We start from the raw sequence: 20041 nt of genomic DNA, 5'->3' as shown, positions 1-20041 counted from the left end.
GACGGTGTGCGTCACGCCGGCACCGGCAGCCACTCCGGCAGCCCGTCCCGCACCGACACCCCCAGCGTCGACAGCAGCGCATCCGCCGGCGTCGGCTCGAAGGGGCGCCGCAGCAGCCGCATCCCTGCCTGCTCGGGCGTCCGGTCCGCCTTGCGGTGGTTGTCCTCCGCACACGAGGCGACGGTATTCAGCCAGGTGTCCCCACCGCCGTGCGACCGCGGCACGACATGGTCCACGGTCGTCGCCCGGCGCCCGCAGTACGCGCACCGGTGCTGGTCACGCACCAGCACGCCCCGCCGCGACCACGGCGCCCGTCTTCGGAACGGCACCCGTACGTACCTGCTCAGCCTGATCACCTGCGGCACCGGCACATCCACCGAAGCGGCACGGATGCGCAGCCCCGGGTGAGCGTGCTCGACGACGGCCTTGTCCTGCATGACCAGCACCACCGCACGCCGCAGCGACACCGTCGACAGCGGCTCGAAGCTCGCGTTGAGCACCAGCGTCTCGCGCATCCCGTCCACCTCCCGGACCCGCTCCGCCCCCGCGGCGAAGTTGCTCCACTGTGCAGCGGCAGGTATTCCCCGAACAACGCAATTTCCGTATGCCACAAGGGAAATGGCGGACGATCGGCAGATGAAAAAGAGGTGCTCCGGCGGCGCCCCGCACGGCACGAAAGCGTGCGCTCCGGGTCCCACCCCCGTGAAACACGCGAGACCCGGAGCGAACGGCAGCCGGCGAGGACGCCCGAGACACGTACGGGCTCCGACAAGCGGCCGGCGACACACCTGCGCCCCGCCGCTCCCGCCACTGCGGTACCAGCTGCCCGACGCCCTTCTTACGGGGCGGCGGCACGGACACCACTGTGCGTGCGGGAAGCGCCGGGGCGCAACGGAATTACGGCGATCAGCCCGCCGCCGGCACCTCGTACTCGGCGATCAGCTGGGCCCGCCCGAGGGTGTGGAACCGCAGATTGAAGCCCACCACCGCGGGCGAGGCATCCGCGTCCGGACCGAGCTTCGCCTGGTCCACCGCGTAGACGGTGAACACATAGCGGTGTGGACCGTCCCCGGGCGGCGGCGCGGCGCCGCCGAACTCCCGGGTCCCGTAGTCGTTACGAACATGAACGGCGCCCTCGGGCAGCCCCTTCATGTCGCCGGACCCGGCACCGGCCGGCAGCTCCGTCACCGACGCCGGGATGTCGAACAGCGACCAGTGCCAGAAGCCGCTGCCCGTCGGCGCGTCCGGGTCGTAGCAGGTGACGGCGTAGCTCTTCGTCCCCGCGGGCGCACCCTCCCACCGCAGCTGCGGCGAACGGTTCCCCTCCGAGAAGACCTGCTCCGGCGGCAGCGTCCCGCCCGGCTCCACCTCGTCGCTCAGCACCGTGAACTCGGCCACCGGCGGATGGAAATCGTGCGGGAGCGGCCGCCGCTTCAGCTCGGACACTGCAACACCTCCTGGTCGCTTGCTGACACCTGTCCGGCCAGGTTAGAGCCAGTTCCGCTTACCGCCGACCTCCGCCAGCCACTGGTTGAGGTATCCCGCCCAGTCGGTCCCCTCGAAGTCGTTCAGCCCGACCGTGAATGACCGGTAGGTGTCCGACCCCTCGCTGAACAGCCCCGGCTTCTTGTCCATCTCCAGGATGACGTCCATCTCCCGGTCGTCCGCCACGAACGACAGCTCGACCTGGTTGAGCCCGCGGTACTGCTGCGGCGCGTGGAACTCGATCTCCTGGTAGAAGGGCAGCTGCTGCCGCGTCCCCCGGATGTGACCCTGCTCCAGGTCAGCGGCCTTGAAGCGGAATCCGAGCCGCCCGAACGCGTCCAGAATCGCCTGCTGCGCCGGCAGCGGGTGCACATTCACCGGGTCCAGGTCACTGGAGTCCACCGCACGGGCGATCGCCAGCTCCGTCGTCACCCCGACGTTCATCCCGTGCAGATGGGTCCCCAGGAACGTGGTGATCGGCGTCTCCCACGGAATCTCCAGCCCGAACGGCACGGTGTGCGCCGCCCCCGGCTGCACCGTGAACTCCCCGCCCAGCTGCACCTTGGTGAACTCGACGTTCCGCTTGTACTCCTCCTCGCCGCTCTCCACCTCGACGCGCGCCTGGAGTCCGACCGACAGCCCCTGGATCTCCTGGGCCACCGATCCGCCCTGGATCCGCACCTCGCCCTGCACGACCCCACCCGGGACGACGTTCTCCTCGAAGAGCACCGTCTCCACCGACGCGCCCCCGGCCCCCAGGCTCGCCAGCAGCTTCTTGAATCCCATGCTCGTCCTCCCCAGGCGGAACGCCTGTGCTGTGTGTAGCGCGCCGATATCTCGGCTTGATTCCTACGAACGCGAAACCGCGCAAGCCGGTTCCACGCCACACCTTCCCAACCTCGGCACTTCCATGGCCAGCCGCCCTCCACAACGGCTCCACTACGCTCGGTCCGCATGACCGACGTACCGGAACGAATGCCGCTCACCCGGGACTTCTTCGACCGCCCCGTCGTGGACGTGGCCCCTGACCTGCTGGGCCGGACTCTCCTCCGCAACACCCCCGAGGGCCCGATCACCCTCCGACTCACCGAGGTCGAGGCGTACGACGGCGAGACCGACCCCGGCTCCCACGCCTACCGCGGCCGCACCGCACGCAACGCCGCCATGTTCGGCCCGCCCGGCCATGCGTACGTCTACTTCATCTACGGGATGTGGTTCAGCCTCAACGTGGTCTGCGGCCCCGAGGGCAAGGCGAGCGGTGTCCTGCTGCGCGCCGGCGAGATCCTCACCGGCGTACCCCTGGCCGCCGGCCGCCGCCCCAAGGCCCGCAGCACCAACGAACTGGCGAAGGGCCCGGCCCGCCTGGCCACCGCCCTGGACATCGACCGCACCCTCGACAGCACGGACCTGTGCACCGGCGGCGCTGCCCCGCTCTCCCTGCTCCCCGGCCAACCGCCGGCTCCCGAGCGGGTACGCAACGGCCCGCGCACCGGCGTCGGCGGAGACGGCGCGGACCACCCCTGGCGGTACTGGATCGCCGACGACCCCACCGTCAGCCCCTACCGTCGCCACGTCCCCCGGCGCCGCACCACCACCGCTTCTTGACTCTGCATCGCGAACCGCCTAACGTAGCCCAAGCCGCTGGAGACGGGCAGCGCTATCTGCGCAGACCGCCAGGCGGCACAACCAACTACTCTCAACGATTCCCTAACGGGTCCTCTTTCGCGTTGCCGAAATTCGACCCCAGCCGACCCGATTATGAGTCGCCAGGGAAAGCCGCTAAAGTAGTAACCCGCCGAAAGGGCAGCGGTAAATAACTGCTCCAAGGTGGACCTCCGACGGAAATCGGAACCGGAATCGAAACGAATCCGGATCTGATAAAGTCGGAAAGGCCGGAAAGCGAAAGCCGAACGGCCGGGCCCGCTCCAACAGGGCACCGGAGACGGAAACGGATCTGGTAAGGTTGGAAACGCGAAGAAGCCGAAAGGCGGAAACGCACCGGCGAAAATCGGGCCCGCAAGGATCTGATAGAGTCGGAAACGCAAGACCGAAGGGAAGCGCCCGGAGAGCCCGGTACTGAGTCAAATCAGAACCGATAAGGCACAAAGGAAGCGTCCGTTCCTTGAGAACTCAACAGCGTGCCAAAAGTCAACGCCAGATATGTTGATACCCCGTCCACCGGAAACACTTCCGGAGGATGAGGTTCCTTTGAAAAGTCCATCCCGCCCATGTGGTGCGGATGGCACACACAGCGAGGACGCTGTGAACGACCGGACCTATTCCGTCTGGTCGTTCCGCTCTCGTGTGTGTTTCACCCGATTACGGGTAAACATTCACGGAGAGTTTGATCCTGGCTCAGGACGAACGCTGGCGGCGTGCTTAACACATGCAAGTCGAACGATGAACCTCCTTCGGGAGGGGATTAGTGGCGAACGGGTGAGTAACACGTGGGCAATCTGCCCTTCACTCTGGGACAAGCCCTGGAAACGGGGTCTAATACCGGATACGACTACCGACCGCATGGTCTGGTGGTGGAAAGCTCCGGCGGTGAAGGATGAGCCCGCGGCCTATCAGCTTGTTGGTGGGGTGATGGCCTACCAAGGCGACGACGGGTAGCCGGCCTGAGAGGGCGACCGGCCACACTGGGACTGAGACACGGCCCAGACTCCTACGGGAGGCAGCAGTGGGGAATATTGCACAATGGGCGAAAGCCTGATGCAGCGACGCCGCGTGAGGGATGACGGCCTTCGGGTTGTAAACCTCTTTCAGCAGGGAAGAAGCGAGAGTGACGGTACCTGCAGAAGAAGCGCCGGCTAACTACGTGCCAGCAGCCGCGGTAATACGTAGGGCGCAAGCGTTGTCCGGAATTATTGGGCGTAAAGAGCTCGTAGGCGGCTTGTCACGTCGGATGTGAAAGCCCGGGGCTTAACCCCGGGTCTGCATTCGATACGGGCAGGCTAGAGTTCGGTAGGGGAGATCGGAATTCCTGGTGTAGCGGTGAAATGCGCAGATATCAGGAGGAACACCGGTGGCGAAGGCGGATCTCTGGGCCGATACTGACGCTGAGGAGCGAAAGCGTGGGGAGCGAACAGGATTAGATACCCTGGTAGTCCACGCCGTAAACGTTGGGAACTAGGTGTGGGCGACATTCCACGTCGTCCGTGCCGCAGCTAACGCATTAAGTTCCCCGCCTGGGGAGTACGGCCGCAAGGCTAAAACTCAAAGGAATTGACGGGGGCCCGCACAAGCAGCGGAGCATGTGGCTTAATTCGACGCAACGCGAAGAACCTTACCAAGGCTTGACATACACCGGAAACGTCTGGAGACAGGCGCCCCCTTGTGGTCGGTGTACAGGTGGTGCATGGCTGTCGTCAGCTCGTGTCGTGAGATGTTGGGTTAAGTCCCGCAACGAGCGCAACCCTTGTTCTGTGTTGCCAGCATGCCCTTCGGGGTGATGGGGACTCACAGGAGACTGCCGGGGTCAACTCGGAGGAAGGTGGGGACGACGTCAAGTCATCATGCCCCTTATGTCTTGGGCTGCACACGTGCTACAATGGCCGGTACAATGAGCTGCGATACCGCGAGGTGGAGCGAATCTCAAAAAGCCGGTCTCAGTTCGGATTGGGGTCTGCAACTCGACCCCATGAAGTCGGAGTTGCTAGTAATCGCAGATCAGCATTGCTGCGGTGAATACGTTCCCGGGCCTTGTACACACCGCCCGTCACGTCACGAAAGTCGGTAACACCCGAAGCCGGTGGCCCAACCCCTTGTGGGAGGGAATCGTCGAAGGTGGGACTGGCGATTGGGACGAAGTCGTAACAAGGTAGCCGTACCGGAAGGTGCGGCTGGATCACCTCCTTTCTAAGGAGCATCTAGATCTCGTAAGAGATCCAGAGCCACTACGTCGGCAAATGTTCGACGGTGGTTAGCTCATGGGTGGAACGTTGACTATTCGGCGCACTTGATTCTCTGGAAGTTAGTACTGCTTCGGCGTGGAACGCTTCCGGGAGATTGAGTGGGTCGGGCACGTTGTTGGGTATCTGAGGGTACGGACTGATGTCTGGACCTTCGCGATGCTGGCCCCAGTGAACTCAGCCTTCGGGTTGGGGTGGTGGGTGGCTGGTCGTTGCTTGAGAACTGCACAGTGGACGCGAGCATCTGTGGCCAAGTTTTTAAGGGCGCACGGTGGATGCCTTGGCACCAGGAACCGATGAAGGACGTGGGAGGCCACGATAGGCCCCGGGGAGCTGTCAACCAAGCTTTGATCCGGGGGTGTCCGAATGGGGAAACCCGGCAGTCGTCATGGGCTGTCACCCGCTGCTGAACACATAGGCAGTGTGGAGGGAACGCGGGGAAGTGAAACATCTCAGTACCCGCAGGAAGAGAAAACAACCGTGATTCCGGGAGTAGTGGCGAGCGAAACCGGATGAGGCCAAACCAGTCACGTGTGATACCCGGCAGGGGTTGCGTGGTTGGGGTTGTGGGATCTCTCTTTCACAGTCTGCCGGCTGTGAGACGAGTCAGAAACCGTTGATGTAGGCGAAGGACATGCGAAAGGTCCGGCGTAGAGGGTAAGACCCCCGTAGCTGAAACATCAGCGGCTCGTTTGAGAGACACCCAAGTAGCACGGGGCCCGAGAAATCCCGTGTGAATCTGGCGGGACCACCCGTTAAGCCTAAATATTCCCTGGTGACCGATAGCGGATAGTACCGTGAGGGAATGGTGAAAAGTACCGCGGGAGCGGAGTGAAATAGTACCTGAAACCGTGTGCCTACAAGCCGTGGGAGCGTCGCACAAGGAACTTGTTCCTTGTGTCGTGACTGCGTGCCTTTTGAAGAATGAGCCTGCGAGTTTGCGGTATGTTGCGAGGTTAACCCGTGTGGGGAAGCCGTAGCGAAAGCGAGTCCGAATAGGGCGTTGAGTAGCGTGCCCAAGACCCGAAGCGGAGTGATCTAGCCATGGGCAGGTTGAAGCGGAGGTAAGACTTCGTGGAGGACCGAACCCACCAGGGTTGAAAACCTGGGGGATGACCTGTGGTTAGGGGTGAAAGGCCAATCAAACTCCGTGATAGCTGGTTCTCCCCGAAATGCATTTAGGTGCAGCGTCGTGTGTTTCTTGCCGGAGGTAGAGCACTGGATAGGCGATGGGCCCTACCGGGTTACTGACCTTAGCCAAACTCCGAATGCCGGTAAGTGAGAGCGCGGCAGTGAGACTGTGGGGGATAAGCTCCATGGTCGAGAGGGAAACAGCCCAGAGCATCGACTAAGGCCCCTAAGCGTGTGCTAAGTGGGAAAGGATGTGGAGTCGCAGAGACAACCAGGAGGTTGGCTTAGAAGCAGCCATCCTTGAAAGAGTGCGTAATAGCTCACTGGTCAAGTGATTCCGCGCCGACAATGTAGCGGGGCTCAAGCACACCGCCGAAGTCATGTCATTGCAGCAATACTCCCAACGGAGGCTGTGATGGGTAGGGGAGCGTCGTGTGCCGGGTGAAGCAGCCGTGGAAACGAGTTGTGGACGGTTCACGAGTGAGAATGCAGGCATGAGTAGCGATACACACGTGGGAAACGTGTGCGCCGATTGACTAAGGGTTCCTGGGTCAAGCTGATCTGCCCAGGGTAAGTCGGGACCTAAGGCGAGGCCGACAGGCGTAGTCGATGGACAACCGGTTGATATTCCGGTACCCGCTTTGAAACGCCCAATATCGAATCCATTAATGCTAAGGCCGTGAAGCCGGCCTGGAGTCTTCGGACAAAGGGACGTGGTGGAGCCGCCGATCCAAGGTGGTAGTAGGTAAGCGATGGGGTGACGCAGGAAGGTAGTCCAGCCCGGGCGGTGGTTGTCCCGGGGTAAGGGTGTAGGGCGCTGTCCAGGTAAATCCGGACAGCATGAAGCCTGAGACCTGATGCCGAGCCGATTGTGGTGAAGTGGATGATCCTATGCTGTCGAGAAAAGCCTCTAGCGAGTTTCATGGCGGCCCGTACCCTAAACCGACTCAGGTGGTCAGGTAGAGAATACCGAGGCGTTCGGGTGAACTATGGTTAAGGAACTCGGCAAAATGCCCCCGTAACTTCGGGAGAAGGGGGGCCATTGCTGGTGATGAGTTTTGCACTCTGAGCTGGTGGTGGCCGCAGAGACCAGCGAGAAGCGACTGTTTACTAAAAACACAGGTCCGTGCGAAGCCGTAAGGCGATGTATACGGACTGACGCCTGCCCGGTGCTGGAACGTTAAGGGGACCGGTTAGTCACATTTCGGTGTGGCGAAGCTGAGAACTTAAGCGCCAGTAAACGGCGGTGGTAACTATAACCATCCTAAGGTAGCGAAATTCCTTGTCGGGTAAGTTCCGACCTGCACGAATGGCGTAACGACTTCTCGACTGTCTCAACCATAGGCCCGGTGAAATTGCATTACGAGTAAAGATGCTCGTTTCGCGCAGCAGGACGGAAAGACCCCGGGACCTTTACTATAGCTTGATATTGGTGTTCGGTTCGGCTTGTGTAGGATAGGTGGGAGACTTTGAAGCGGCCACGCCAGTGGTTGTGGAGTCATTGTTGAAATACCACTCTGGTCGTGCTGGATGTCTAACCTGGGTCCGTGATCCGGATCAGGGACAGTGTCTGGTGGGTAGTTTAACTGGGGCGGTTGCCTCCTAAAGAGTAACGGAGGCGCCCAAAGGTTCCCTCAGCCTGGTTGGCAATCAGGTGTTGAGTGTAAGTGCACAAGGGAGCTTGACTGTGAGACTGACGGGTCGAGCAGGTACGAAAGTAGGGACTAGTGATCCGGCGGTGGCTTGTGGAAGCGCCGTCGCTCAACGGATAAAAGGTACCCCGGGGATAACAGGCTGATCTTCCCCAAGAGTCCATATCGACGGGATGGTTTGGCACCTCGATGTCGGCTCGTCGCATCCTGGGGCTGGAGTCGGTCCCAAGGGTTGGGCTGTTCGCCCATTAAAGCGGTACGCGAGCTGGGTTTAGAACGTCGTGAGACAGTTCGGTCCCTATCCGCTGTGCGCGTAGGAGTATTGAGAAGGGCTGTCCCTAGTACGAGAGGACCGGGACGGACGAACCTCTGGTGTGCCAGTTGTCCTGCCAAGGGCATGGCTGGTTGGCTACGTTCGGAAAGGATAACCGCTGAAAGCATCTAAGCGGGAAGCCTGCTTCGAGATGAGTGCTCCCACCCCCTTTGAGGGGTTAAGGCTCCCAGTAGACGACTGGGTTGATAGGCCAGATATGGAAGCCCGGTAACGGGTGGAGTTGACTGGTACTAATAGGCCGAGGGCTTGTCCTCAGTTGCTCGCGTCCACTGTGTGGTTCCCGGGTTGCGAACAGTCGCAATCGCTGGTTGAATCAAGTTTCACTCTTTAACTAAAAAGTGTGCTTGTTCGCTAGAACCCGATAGGGTTTCGGTGGTCATAGCGTTAGGGAAACGCCCGGTTACATTCCGAACCCGGAAGCTAAGCCTTTCCGCGCCGATGGTACTGCAGGGGGGACCCTGTGGGAGAGTAGGACGCCGCCGAACAATCTTTCAGGACCCTTGGTCCCAGCGTTCATGCTGGGACCAAGGGTCCTTTTTGTTTTTGCCGAAGCGCGCCGAAGTGATCGGTGCGTGAGAATGAATGCAGTACCGAAGACAGGAGTCACGTCGATGTCCACCAACTCTTCCGACGATCGTTCGGAGCGCCGGCCGCAGCGGCGCGACGACGGCGACCGCGGTGGTTTCCGGCGTGACGACCGCGGGTCGCGCGGCGACAATCGTGGTGGTGACCGTGGAGGTTACCGACGTGATGACCGCCCGTCGGGTGGTGACCGCGGCGGATACCGCGGAGGCGACCGTCGGGACGACCGCGGCGGAGACCGCGGCGGAGACCGTGGCGGGGACCGTGGTGGCTTCCGCCGGGATGACCGCGGGCCGCGGCGGGATGACCGTTCCTTCGGTGGTGACCGTCGCGATGATCGCGGTGGTTTCCGGCGTGATGACCGTCCGTCGGGTGGTGACCGTGGTGGATACCGCGGTGGTGACCGGCGAGATGACCGTGGCGGCGAGCGCGGTGGCGATCGTGGCGGTTTCCGTAGGGACGACCGTTCCCAGGGCGGTGACCGTGGGGGATTCCGTCGTGATGACCGGCCGTCCGGGGGGGACCGTGGCGGCTTCCGGCGTGATGACCGTCCGTCCGGTGGTGACCGTGGTGGATACCGCGGTGGCGACCGTCGGGACGACCGTGGCGGGGAGCGCGGTGGGGACCGTGGCGGTTTCCGGCGGGATGACCGTGGCGGCGAGCGCGGTGGGTTCCGTCGGGACGACCGGCCGTCCGGTGGCGACCGTGGTGGATACCGCGGTGGTGACCGGCGGGATGACCGCGGCGGCGACCGGCGGGACGACCGCGGTGGGTTCCGCAGGGATGACCGTGGGCCGCGTCGGGATGATGAGCGTGGTGGCGGGTTCCGGCGGGAGGAGCGGGGCGGGGATCGTCCCGGCTTCCGGCGGGATGACCGTCGCGATGACCGTGGTGGGTTCCGGCGTGATGACCGTCCGTCGGGTGGTGACCGTGGTGGATACCGCGGTGGCGACCGTCGGGACGACCGTGGAGGCGAGCGCGGTGGGGACCGTGGCGGTTTCCGGCGGGATGACCGTGGTGGCGAGCGTGGTGGGTTCCGTCGGGACGACCGGCCGTCGGGTGGCGACCGAGGTGGGTTCCGTGGTGGTGACCGGCGCGATGACCGTCGGGACGACCGCGGTGGCGACCGGGGCGGGTTCCGCAGGGATGACCGTGGGCCGCGTCGCGATGACCGTGGGGGATTCCGGCGGGATGACGAGCGTGGCGGGCGTCGGGCGTACGGCGGTGGCCGGGGGCGGGATGACCGCCGGGACGATCGCCGTGATGACCGGCGGGACCGGGACCGGGAGCCGATCAAGCGGCTGCCGATTCCGGAGGACGTCACCGGTGAGGAGATCGACAAGGATGTGCGGCAGGAGCTGCTGAGCCTGCCAAAGACGCTGGCCGACGACGTCGCCAAGAACCTGGTGATGGTGGCGAAGCTGCTGGACGAGGAGCCGGAGAAGGCGTACGGGTACTCGCGGGTGGCGCTGCGGCTGGCGTCCAGGGTCGCGGCGGTGCGTGAGGCCGCGGGCTTCGCGGCGTACGCGGTCGGCAAGTACAGCGAGGCGCTGGCGGAGTTCCGGGCGGCGCGGCGGATGACCGGCAGCGTGGAGCTGTGGCCCGTCATGGCGGACTGCGAGCGGGGTCTCGGCCGTCCGGAGAAGGCGATGGCCATGGCCGGCGAGCCCGAGGTGCAGAAGCTCGACAAGGCCGGCCAGGTCGAGATGCGGCTGGTCGCGGCGGGTGCCCGTCGGGACATGGGCCAGGCGGACGCCGCGGTGGTGACGCTCCAGAGCCCGGAGCTCGCGTCGAGTGCGGTGCACCCGTGGACGGCGCGGCTGCGCTACGCGTACGCGGACGCGCTGCTGGCGGTCGGGCGTGAGGACGAGGCGCGCGACTGGTTCGCCAGGGCGCTGGAGGCCGACCAGGGCGGTACGACGGATGCCTCGGACCGGCTCGCGGAGCTGGACGGCGTGGAGTTCACCGACGCGCTGGACGAGGACGACGAGGCGGACGCGGCCGAGGGCGACGGTGCCCAGGGCGAGGCCGGTTCCGAGAGGGACTGAGCCGGCCGTCGGCCCGAGCCGATGTGACGCATGAGGAAGGGCGGGACCTCTGGGAGGGGTCCCGCCCTTCGGCGTGTGTGGGGGTGGGTCAGGAGGCCGGAGCGTAGGGGGCGAGGGGGTTGCGGAGGGTGCCGATGAGCTGGAGGGCGCCCGCCGGGTCCTGGAGGTCGACCATCTCCTGGTTGTTGCGCAGCTGGAGGCGGTTGAGGCAGGAGAGCGCGAATTCGTCGGTGAAGAGGTCGTAGCGCGCGAATTTGTCGGCGAGCTGGGGGGTGGCCGTCTGGTAGTCGGTGACGCAGGCGGCGACCGTGCGCCAGAAGGTGTCCTCGTCGAGGGTGCCGTGGTCGTCGAGGGTGCTGCTGAGGAAGCGGAAGAAGCAGTCGAAGACGTCGGTGAAGACGGACAGCAGCTTCTTGTCCTCGGGGACGTCGGCGCGGATGCGTTCGACGGCGGGGGGCAGGACCGCATCGGGGTCCATGACGGCGATCTCCTCGGCGATGTCCTTGAAGATCACGCGGGCCACGGCGCCGTCCTCGATGACCAGGATGGCGTTCTCGCCGTGCGGCATGAAGACCAGGTCGTAGGCGTAGAAGGCGTGGAGTACGGGCGTGAGGTAGGCGTCCAGGTAGCGGCGGAGCCAGACGGCGGGTTCCAGGCCGGACTCCTCGATGAGGGCGGCGGCGAGGGAGCCGCCGTCGTCGTCGGTGTGGAGGAGGGAGGCCATGGTGGCCAGGCGCCGGCCGGGTTCGAGGGTGGGGACGGGGCTTTCGCGCCACAGGGCGGCGAGCATTTTGCGGTACGGGGAGCCCTTGGCGGTGGCGGCCTCGTACTGGCGGTGGTGGTAGCCGATGGCGGCGCGCTCCCGGATGATCGAGAAGCGGGCGGCCCGGAAGGTGTCGTCGGCGTCGATGAGGCGGGCCAGCCAGTCGTTGATGGCCGGGGTGGCCTCCATGTAGGACGCGGACAGGCCGCGCATGAAGCCCATGTTGAGGACGGAGAGCGCCGTTTTGACGTAGTGCTTGGTGGGGCTGGTGGTGTTGAAGAAAGTACGGATCGACTGCTGGGCCAGGTAGTCGTCGTCGCCGGGGCCCAGGCACACCAGGCGCTGCTGGGCGACTTCGGCGGCGAAGGTGACGGAGAGCTTGTTCCACCACTGCCAGGGGTGGGTGGGGAAGAAGTAGTAGCCGGCGGGGTCGAGGCCGAGGGCGGTGAGGGTGGCGGTGAAGCGGGCGCGGGTCTCGTCGGGGAGTTCGTCGCGGATCAGGGCGTCGTAGTCGAGGCCGGCGCCGGCGGTGAAGGTGGCGTGGTCGCGGTGGGCGGCGAGCCAGATCAGCCGGAGCGGGGCCGCGGTCTCCGGGGCGTAGGCGTGGTACTCGTGGACGCCGAAGCCCAGCCGGCCGTTGTTGGCGACGAAGCAGGGGTGGCCCTCGGTCATGCCGGTCTCGATGGCTTGGAAGTGGCTCTTGGCGAGCTCGGCGGCGGCGGGCCGGTCGGCGGCGAGTTTGTAGGCGGTGCCGGAGAGGGTGGAGCTGATTTCCTCCAGGTAGACCGGGAGGATCGCCTCGCCGAGGCCCAGGGAGTCGCGGAGTTCGAGGAAGAACGCCAGGGCGTCCAGGGGGAGTTCGTCGTGGTCGCGGTGCCGGGTGATGCTGTCGGCGTCGATCTGCCAGTGGTCCAGGGCTCGTCTGCGGGCGGCGAAGCGGTACTCGGTGGCGCCGTCGTCGCTGCGTACGGCGTAGTGGCCGTCCTGGGGGAGGGGCCGGGGGGTGAGCAGCCGTTCATGGGCGAACTCGGCGAGGCCCTTGCGGATCAGCAGCCGGTTGGCGCGGGCCCACAGGTCGGGGGTGAGGTGGGCGACGGCCTCCCGGGCGGACAGGTGCGGGGTGCCGTCGGAGGGGGCGGTCATCGGTGGTCTCCTCGGGTGGCCAGGAACTGTTCGCGGGTGCAGGTGCTGAGGTAGGCGTCTTTGGAGGGGAGCGAGACGGTACGCAGGACCTCGAAGCCGACGGCCTTGTTGAGGGCGTGAACGGCGGTGTTGCGGGCGTCGGGCTCGACGACGACACGGCGGGTGTCCGGGTCGGCGAAGAGCATTTCCATGACGGTGGTGATCACGGCGCGGGTGAACCCGTGCACGGGGGTGTCGGTGGGCGCCGACAGGAAGTGCATCCCGACGTCGCCGGGTTCGGCGGCGTGGATGCCGACGAGTTCGCGGTGGGCGGGGTCGTAGCGCTCCATGAGGAAGGCCGGGGTGCCGTTGTGCAGGCCGAGGAAGGCGTCGTGGAAGGGGTCGGCGGATATCCGCGCGAATTCCTTCTCGACGGCGGCGAGGTCGCAGTCCTGCATCAGCCAGAAGGCGGCCTTGGGGTGGGTGACCCAGCGGTGCAGCAGTTCGGTGTCGCCGTACGGGTCGACCGGGCGGAGCGAGAACTCCCCGAGCACGGCGTCGGTGCGGGTGAAGAGGGGGACGGTCATGCCGGGAGCTCCATGGGGTGGTGCGGGCCGGCCGGGGCGGCGAATTCCTGGAAGGCGATGGCCTTTTCGACCGGGTAGTACTCGCGGCCGAGCAGTTCGCGGATGATGCACGCGTTGCGGTAGGCGGCCATGCCGAGGTCGGGGGTGACGAAGCCGTGGGTGTGCAGCTCGGCGTTCTGCACGAAGATGCCCCGGCCGGTGGTGTCGATGCTGTAGTTGCGCGCCACGTCGTAGCGGCCGGCGTCGTCCCAGACGATGCGGTCGCGGACGGGGGAGAGGAAGTCCGGTACGCGGTAGCGGTAGCCGGTGGCGAGGATCAGGCCCTGGGTGTCGTGGGCGAAGTCGGTGCGCTGTTCCTCCTGGCGCAGGCCCAGGGTGTAGGTGCCGGACGTCTCGTCGTAACTCGCCTGGCGCAGGGCGGTGTTGGTCAGGAGCCGGGTGGGGACCGGGCCGGCCAGGTTCTTCTGGTAGAGCAGATCGAAGATGTCGTTGATCAGCTCGGAGTCGATGCCCTTGTAGAGGTGCTTCTGGGTGGCGTTGAGGCGCTCGCGGGTGGCCGGCGGGAGGGCGTGGAAGTAGTCCACGTACTCCGGGGAGGTCATCTCCAGGGTGAGCTTGGTGTATTCGAGGGGGAAGAAGCGCGGGGAGCGGGTCGCCCAGGTCAGGTGGTAGCCGTGGCTGTCGATGTCCTGGAGGAGGTCGAAGTAGATCTCGGCCGCGCTCTGGCCGCTGCCGATGAGGGTGATGCTGTCCTTGGCCTGGAGGGCCGCCTTGGCGTCCAGGTACCCGGCGTTGTGCAGCAGGTCACCGCCCAGGTCACGGCAGGCGTCCGGGATGTACGGCGGGGTGCCGGTGCCCAGGACGAGCCGGCGGGCGCGGAAGGTGTGGCGTTCGCCGGTGGGCCGCTGCTCGGCGTGGACGACGTAGAGCTCCTCGCGCTCGTCGTACTCGACGGTGGTGACCCGGTGGCCGAAGCGGATGGAGTCGAGTTTGCCGGCCGCCCAGCGGCAGTAGTCGTTGAACTCGGCGCGCAGCGGATAGAAGTTCTCGCGGATGTAGAACGAGTACAGCCGCCCCGATTCCTTGAGGTAGTTCAGGAACGAGAAGGGGGAGCTGGGGTCGGCGAGGGTGACCAGGTCGGCCAGGAACGGCACCTGGAGGTGGCTGCTGTCCAGCATCATGCCGGGGTGCCAGTCGAAGGACGTCTTGTCGTCCAGGAACAGGCCGTCGAGTCCGTCGATCGGCTCGGTCAGGCAGGCCAGGCCCAGGTTGAACGGGCCGAGGCCGATGGCGATGAAGTCGTGCGGGGCGGACACAGGGGTCTCCGATGGGGGCGGTTGGCGGGGGAGGTCAGCGCGCGCTGAGGGCCGGCCGGGGCTGCTCGGCGAGGAAGCCGCCGGCGTGCTCGGCGATCAGGTCGAGGACGGTGGCGATGTCCTCGAGCGTGGTCTCCGGGTTGAGCAGGGTGAACTTGAGGTAGTGGCGGCCGTCGACGACGGTGCCCGCGACGATCGCCGCACCGGAGGCGAACAGCGCTTCCCTGGCGTGCAGATTGACCCGGTCGCTGAGGTCGGGGTCCTGGTCGGTGGAGGGCACGTAGCGGAAGACCAGGGTGCTCAGCTGGGGCTCGACGACGACCTCGAAGCGGGGGTCGTCGTGCAGCAGTTTCCAGGCGTCCGCGGCCCGGTCGATGACCTCGTCGAAGAGTTCGCCGACGGCCTGGGCGCCCATGATGCGCAGGGTGAGCCAGAGCTTGAGGGCGTCGAAGCGGCGGGTGGTCTGGATCGACTTGTCGACCTGGTTGGGGATGCGCTGCTCCACCATGCGGCGGGGGTTGAGATAGTCCGCGTGGTAGGTGACATGCCGCAGGGTGGCGCGGTCGCGGACCAGGATGGCGCTCGAACTGACCGGCTGGAAGAAGGACTTGTGGTAGTCGACGGTCACCGAGTCGGCGCGTTCGATGCCGGTCAGCAGGGCGCGGCGGCGGGAGACCAGCAGTCCGCAGCCGTAGGCGGCGTCGACATGCATCCAGGCGCCGTACCCCGCGCACAGCCCGGCGATCTCGGGGAGCGGGTCGATGGAGCCGAAGTCGGTGGTGCCGGCGGTGGCGACGACGGCCATGGGTATCAGGCCGTCGCTCTGGCAGCGGGCCAGTTCGGCGGCGAGCGCGTCGGTGCGCATGCGCTTGGTGTCGTCGCTGGGGACGGTGATGACGGCTTCCGCGCCCATGCCGAGCAGGGTGGCCGACTTACGGATGCTGAAGTGGCCGCATTCGGAGGTGAGGATGCGCAGCCGGGGCAGTACGTCGGTGAGCCGGGCGCCGACCGGGGAGCCCTCGCGGCTCAGTTCGCGGCGGCAGGCCTCGTCGCGGGCGAGCAGCATCGCCTGGAGGTTGGACTGGCTGCCGCCGCTGGTGAAGATGCCGTCGGCCGCCTCGCCCAGGCCGATCCGCTCGGCCGTCCAGTCGATCAGCCGGCGCTCGATGAGCGTGCCGCCCGCGCTCTGGTCCCAGGTGTCCAGGGAGGAGTTGACGGCGGAGAGCACGGCCTCGCCGACGAGGGCGGGGATCACCACGGGGCAGTTGAGGTGCGCGAGGTAGCGCGGGTGGTGGAAGTAGACGGCGTCGCGGAGGTAGACCTCTTCGAGTTCGTCGAGCGCGGCGGCCGCGTCGTGCAGCGGGCTGTCGAGGTCGACGCCGGAGACGGTGGGGGTGAGGCCGTCGACGGTGATTCCGGTGAACGGTTGGGCGGTGGCGGCGATTTTGGCGCTGATCCGCGTGACGCTCTCGGTGACCGCGCTGTGGTAGCGCCGGGCGGTGCCGTTGTTGAGCAGATACGCCCGGTTGTCGGCCGGGTCCTCGGCGGAACGCGCGAGGAGACTCATGAAGATGTCCTCCCTGGTGCGGAGTTGACCACGTCCTGCGCAGGGCGGGGTGTGCGCAGGGGCAGGGAGACCCCGCCCGGCGACGTAGTGAGGTAAGCCTAACCTAACTAAGTCGCGGGGGCGGGGCTGAGGGGCCGTGACGGGCGGCCTGAAGGTCAGTTCTCGTCGCCGTCCAGGGTGCGCAGGACCAGGCCCGTGGCGGGCTTGGGGCCGAAGGAGGTGGACTTCCGCGGCATCGTCACGCCGTGCTCGGCGAGCTGACGGACCGTCTCCTCGGAGGTGGCACGCATCAGCACGGCCGTACCGCCGTGCCGGGCGGCCTGCTCGACGGCGGCTTCGGTGTGATGCAGATAGCCGATGTCCGACGGGTGGTCAGGGATGTGCCAGACCTCGTCCAGCAGGACGGAGTGCAGCACGGTGGCGTCCAGCTGCCGCCAGGCCTCGGGCCGGTCCCGGCGGATCGTCCGGTCCAGCAGACCGGGATCGGGACGGTCCAGGAGGTGGAAGGAGTCCGGGCCGCCGGCGAGCACGAAGGCGGTGCCGGGCGTCTCCTCCAGGGCCTCCATGGCGGCGGACAGCTCGCCGGGGAGGGCACGGGATCGGAAGGCACCGGCCAGGTCCGCCAGGGCCTTGGCGGGCGGCAGATGCGGCAGTACCCGGTGGATCGCGCGGACCTGGAGCGGATAGCGGGCGGTGTCCACCAGCAGCACCAGACCGGAGGCCCAGGGCGAGCCGGCGGTGGCGCCGGCCTGCTGCTCGTACAGCCGCTGGTAGGTCGCCCAGCGGTGGTGGCCGTCGGCGATCAGGGCCTGCCGGCGGGTGAGGTCGTCGTCGATGGCGGTGAGGTCGGCCGGGTCGGTGACCGCCCACAGGCGGTGCGCGAAGCCGTCCTCCGTAGTGGTGGCGAGCAGCGGCTCCCGCTCCACCACGCGCTCGATGACCGCGGCGGCGCCGGTCGCGGTGCCCTCACCGCGGTAGGAGAGCAGCAGCGGTTCGAAGTTCGCGGCCGCCGCCCGCATCAGGGCCGCCCGGTCCTCGACCACCTCGGGGATGACCCCCTCGTGCGGCAGCACCGGACCGTCCAGGCGCAGCGCCCCGATCAGCCCGCGCTGGAGCACCTCGCCGGCGCGCTGCTCGTAGACGTACAGCGCGGGCTCGGCGTCCTGCGTCAGCACGCCCTCGCTGCGCCAGCGGTGCAGGGTGTCGGCGGCCTGGCGGTGGCGGGTGGTGGGGTCCGCGGCGTGCGGCAGGATCAGCCGGACGATGTTGTACGGATCGGCGGTCTCCAAGTGGCGCACGCCGTCCGGCCGGACCACCACGTCGTACGGCGGGGACATCACAGCGGTCAGGCTGCTGACCCGCTCCGGGGCGTAGCGCAGCCCGCGGAACGGGAGGAGGCGGAGGCCGTCGGTACTGGTCATTGAAGAATGCTATGCCGCCGGACGGATGAGGGAAGATCGGGGGACAGCCCGTGCGTGGCTGGAAATATTGGTATGCGCGAAGTGGAGGGTGAGGGTCCCCACGGTGCGGTGAGTGCGCCCCGTGGGCGGCGGATGCCCGGCGCGACGCGTGGAGCGAGGAGCGAGACGGCATGAACGAGCAGGTTCGCAGGCAGCCCGACGGGTGCCGGCACGCGCTGAGCGAGGCATATGACACCGCGCTGCTGGATCTGGACGGGGTGGTCTACGCCGGCGGACAGGCCATCGAGCACGCGGTGGCGTCGCTGACGCGTGCGCGCGAGGGCGGTATGCACCTCGCCTATGTGACCAACAATGCCGCCCGGACCCCACAGGCCGTCGCCGACCAGCTGTCCGGTTTTGGTCTGCCGACCGGTTCGGACGATGTGATCACCTCGGCGCAGGCGGTGGCGCGGCTGATCTCCGAGCAGGTGCCGCCGGGCGCGCGGGTGCTGGCCATCGGCGGCGAGGGGCTGCGGGTGGCGCTGCGCGAGCGCGGTCTGGTGCCGGTCGGCTCCGCGGACGACGACCCGGCGGCCGTGGTGCAGGGCTATGACCCCTCGCTGGACTGGGAGCGGCTGGCGGAGGCCGCGTACGCGGTGCAGCGCGGGGTGCCCTGGTTCGCGTCCAACACGGATCTGACGATCCCCAAGGAGCGCGGGATCGCGCCCGGCAACGGGGCGTTGGTGGAGGTGGTCCGGATCGCCGCGGGCGGCACCCCGCAGGTGGCGGGCAAACCGCAGCCGCCGATGCACCGGGAGACGGTGCTGCGCACCGGTGCGCAGCGGCCGCTGGTGATCGGCGACCGGCTCGACACCGACATCGAGGGAGCCTGCAACGGCGAGGTCGACTCGCTGCTGGTGCTCACCGGCGTCACCACACCGGCCGCGCTGCTGGCCGCCCCGCCGGAGCACCGCCCCGCCTACGTGGACGAGGATCTGCGCGGACTGCTGACCCCGCAGCCGGAGGTGACCGCGGACGGCGGCGGCTTCCGGTGCGGCGGCTGGCGGGCCGAGGCGGCCGGGGACACCCTGCGGGTGGCAGGCGAGGGGACGCCGGTCGACGGGCTGCGGGCGCTGTGCGCGGCGGCCTGGACGGCGGCGGGGGACGGCAGTTACGCGGCGGACACGGGGCCGGCGCTGGCGCGGATCGGCAGTTAAGCGGTGGCCCGGCGCGCGGGGATCAGTCCTCCTCGGGCGCCGGGGCAGCGGCCGTCAGCTCCGCGAGCAGCTCTTCCTCGGAGGCGCCACGGCGCCAGTAGCCGGTGAACTTGACGGCCCTGCGGTCGATTCCGCGCTCGCGGACGAGATGCCGGCGCACCGCCTTGACGGTGCCGGACTCGCCGGCGATCCAGGCGTACGGGGTGCCCTCGGGCAGCTCGGCGGCGCGCAGGGCGTCGAGCACCGGCTCGCGCCGCGCGGCGGTCGCCGCGTCCCGGACGAGCCAGGTGATGTCGGTGTCGGCGAAGGACGGCAGCTGCTGCCGGTCGTCCTCGTGCGCGATCTCGATCCAGACCTTGGCGTGGGTGCCGGGGGAGAGCCAGGACAGGATGCCGGCGATCGCGGGCAGCGCCGTCTCGTCGCCGGTGATCAGGATCCAGTCGGTGCCGGCCGGCGGCCGGAAGTCGACACCGCCGTTGTCCTCCACGGCCGGGGCGAGGACGGTCAGCCGGTCGCCGGGCCGGGCATGGGCGGCCCAGCGGGAGGCGGGGCCGCCGGCCGACGGCGAGGCCTCCGGCCCGGCACCGTGCAGCGCGAAGTCGACATCGAACTCCCGTGGTTCATGGCGCTGTTCGCGGATGGTGTACGAGCGCATCAGCGGCCGCTCGGCCGGATCCTGCGCCCGCCAGGTGGTGTACCAGCCGTCGCCGGTGTCGTGGAAGACCGGCCGGTCCTGGTGGGGCTGCGGAAGGAAGAGCTTGAAGCGCTGGTCACGACCGCCGGAGGCCAGTTCGGCCAGCCGTTCACCGCCGAAGGTGACCCGCACCACCGAGGGGCTCAGCCGTCGGGTCCGTACGACCTGCACGTCGAAGAAGCGGAACGGTGCGGTGGCGGGGGCGGCGGTCGTGGTCATGTGGGGGACC

General features: G+C 67.1%; 13 protein-coding genes and 3 rRNA genes. 7 read left to right on the top strand and 9 right to left on the bottom strand.

What is annotated here, in order from left to right:
- Positions 1-11: 11 nt before the first annotated feature.
- The 3 genes from CP981_RS08975 to CP981_RS08965 form a co-directional block, all read right to left on the bottom strand.
- Positions 12-515, bottom strand: coding sequence for an HNH endonuclease (locus CP981_RS08975; protein WP_042161512.1), 504 nt, complete (start codon positions 513-515; stop codon positions 12-14).
- A gap of 391 nt (positions 516-906) precedes the next feature.
- Positions 907-1446 (bottom strand): YbhB/YbcL family Raf kinase inhibitor-like protein, encoded by a 540-nt coding sequence (locus CP981_RS08970; RefSeq protein ID WP_085927204.1) that lies wholly within the window; start codon positions 1444-1446, stop codon positions 907-909.
- Positions 1447-1488: 42 nt separating this feature from the next.
- Complete coding sequence (locus CP981_RS08965; protein ID WP_085927203.1) at positions 1489-2271, bottom strand: sporulation protein; 783 nt, start codon at positions 2269-2271, stop codon at positions 1489-1491.
- Between the two features lie 168 nt (positions 2272-2439).
- Here CP981_RS08965 and CP981_RS08960 point away from each other — a divergent pair, with 168 nt between their 5' ends.
- The 6 genes from CP981_RS08960 (at position 2440) to CP981_RS38120 (ending at position 11146) form a co-directional block, all read left to right on the top strand.
- Positions 2440-3090: a DNA-3-methyladenine glycosylase gene (locus CP981_RS08960; RefSeq protein WP_085927202.1), complete on the top strand. Its 651-nt coding sequence runs from the start codon at positions 2440-2442 to the stop codon at positions 3088-3090.
- 727 nt (positions 3091-3817) lie between these two features.
- Positions 3818-5346: ribosomal RNA gene (locus CP981_RS08950) — 16S ribosomal RNA — on the top strand.
- Positions 5347-5647: 301 nt separating this feature from the next.
- Positions 5648-8770: ribosomal RNA gene (locus CP981_RS08945) — 23S ribosomal RNA — on the top strand.
- Positions 8771-8884: 114 nt separating this feature from the next.
- Positions 8885-9001: ribosomal RNA gene (rrf, locus tag CP981_RS08940) — 5S ribosomal RNA — on the top strand.
- Together the 16S, 23S and 5S rRNA genes form the textbook arrangement of a ribosomal RNA operon.
- Positions 9002-9242: 241 nt before the next feature.
- Positions 9243-10463, top strand: a complete 1221-nt coding sequence (locus CP981_RS38125; RefSeq protein ID WP_244329599.1) for a hypothetical protein — start codon at positions 9243-9245, stop codon at positions 10461-10463.
- The gene (locus tag CP981_RS38120) at positions 10400-11146 is read left to right on the top strand and encodes a tetratricopeptide repeat protein (protein WP_194737897.1); all 747 of its coding nucleotides are present in this window, start codon (positions 10400-10402) and stop codon (positions 11144-11146) included. The genes CP981_RS38125 and CP981_RS38120 overlap by 64 nt, the downstream gene beginning before the upstream one ends.
- 88 nt (positions 11147-11234) lie before the next feature.
- Here CP981_RS38120 and CP981_RS08930 read toward each other — a convergent pair whose 3' ends face one another.
- From CP981_RS08930 to CP981_RS08910, 5 genes are all read right to left on the bottom strand, one after another.
- On the bottom strand, positions 11235-13052 hold the full coding sequence (locus CP981_RS08930) for an IucA/IucC family protein (protein ID WP_085924212.1): 1818 nt from the start codon (positions 13050-13052) through the stop codon (positions 11235-11237).
- Positions 13049-13618 (bottom strand): GNAT family N-acetyltransferase, encoded by a 570-nt coding sequence (locus CP981_RS08925; RefSeq protein ID WP_085924213.1) that lies wholly within the window; start codon positions 13616-13618, stop codon positions 13049-13051. Before CP981_RS08925 ends, CP981_RS08930 begins: the two co-directional genes overlap by 4 nt.
- The gene (locus CP981_RS08920; protein WP_085924214.1) at positions 13615-14934 is read right to left on the bottom strand and encodes a lysine N(6)-hydroxylase/L-ornithine N(5)-oxygenase family protein; all 1320 of its coding nucleotides are present in this window, start codon (positions 14932-14934) and stop codon (positions 13615-13617) included. The genes CP981_RS08925 and CP981_RS08920 overlap by 4 nt, the downstream gene beginning before the upstream one ends.
- 34 nt (positions 14935-14968) lie before the next feature.
- Positions 14969-16501, bottom strand: a complete 1533-nt coding sequence (locus CP981_RS08915; RefSeq protein ID WP_085924215.1) for a pyridoxal phosphate-dependent decarboxylase family protein — start codon at positions 16499-16501, stop codon at positions 14969-14971.
- Positions 16502-16656: 155 nt separating this feature from the next.
- A complete protein-coding gene (locus CP981_RS08910; RefSeq protein WP_085924216.1) occupies positions 16657-17922 on the bottom strand; it encodes a DUF1015 family protein in 1266 nt (421 codons plus the stop codon).
- A 170-nt stretch (positions 17923-18092) separates the two neighbouring features.
- Here CP981_RS08910 and CP981_RS08905 point away from each other — a divergent pair, with 170 nt between their 5' ends.
- Positions 18093-19118 (top strand): HAD-IIA family hydrolase, encoded by a 1026-nt coding sequence (locus tag CP981_RS08905; RefSeq protein WP_085924217.1) that lies wholly within the window; start codon positions 18093-18095, stop codon positions 19116-19118.
- Positions 19119-19140: 22 nt separating this feature from the next.
- On the opposite strand, the gene CP981_RS08900 is transcribed toward CP981_RS08905, so the two are convergent.
- The gene (locus tag CP981_RS08900; RefSeq protein ID WP_085924218.1) at positions 19141-20031 is read right to left on the bottom strand and encodes a siderophore-interacting protein; all 891 of its coding nucleotides are present in this window, start codon (positions 20029-20031) and stop codon (positions 19141-19143) included.
- Between the last annotated feature and the right edge of the window lie 10 nt (positions 20032-20041).

This window comes from Streptomyces platensis, from assembly GCF_008704855.1.
In the GTDB taxonomy this organism is placed as follows: domain Bacteria; phylum Actinomycetota; class Actinomycetes; order Streptomycetales; family Streptomycetaceae; genus Streptomyces; species Streptomyces platensis.
This window is presented reverse-complemented; position numbering and strand designations above follow the sequence as displayed.

What these genes read in the sequence shown, in the direction of transcription:
- CP981_RS08965 (WP_085927203.1), bottom strand. Translation starts at nt 2,271, where the DNA reads ATGGGATTCAAGAAGCTGCTGGCGAGCCTGGGGGCCGGGGGCGCGTCG.
- CP981_RS08930 (WP_085924212.1), bottom strand. Translation starts at nt 13,052, where the DNA reads ATGACCGCCCCCTCCGACGGCACCCCGCACCTGTCCGCCCGGGAGGCC.
- CP981_RS08915 (WP_085924215.1), bottom strand. Translation starts at nt 16,501, where the DNA reads ATGAGTCTCCTCGCGCGTTCCGCCGAGGACCCGGCCGACAACCGGGCG.
- CP981_RS08925 (WP_085924213.1), bottom strand. Translation starts at nt 13,618, where the DNA reads ATGACCGTCCCCCTCTTCACCCGCACCGACGCCGTGCTCGGGGAGTTC.
- CP981_RS08905 (WP_085924217.1), top strand. Translation starts at nt 18,093, where the DNA reads ATGAACGAGCAGGTTCGCAGGCAGCCCGACGGGTGCCGGCACGCGCTG.
- CP981_RS08900 (WP_085924218.1), bottom strand. Translation starts at nt 20,031, where the DNA reads ATGACCACGACCGCCGCCCCCGCCACCGCACCGTTCCGCTTCTTCGAC.
- CP981_RS08975 (WP_042161512.1), bottom strand. Translation starts at nt 515, where the DNA reads ATGCGCGAGACGCTGGTGCTCAACGCGAGCTTCGAGCCGCTGTCGACG.
- CP981_RS08960 (WP_085927202.1), top strand. Translation starts at nt 2,440, where the DNA reads ATGACCGACGTACCGGAACGAATGCCGCTCACCCGGGACTTCTTCGAC.
- CP981_RS08910 (WP_085924216.1), bottom strand. Translation starts at nt 17,922, where the DNA reads ATGACCAGTACCGACGGCCTCCGCCTCCTCCCGTTCCGCGGGCTGCGC.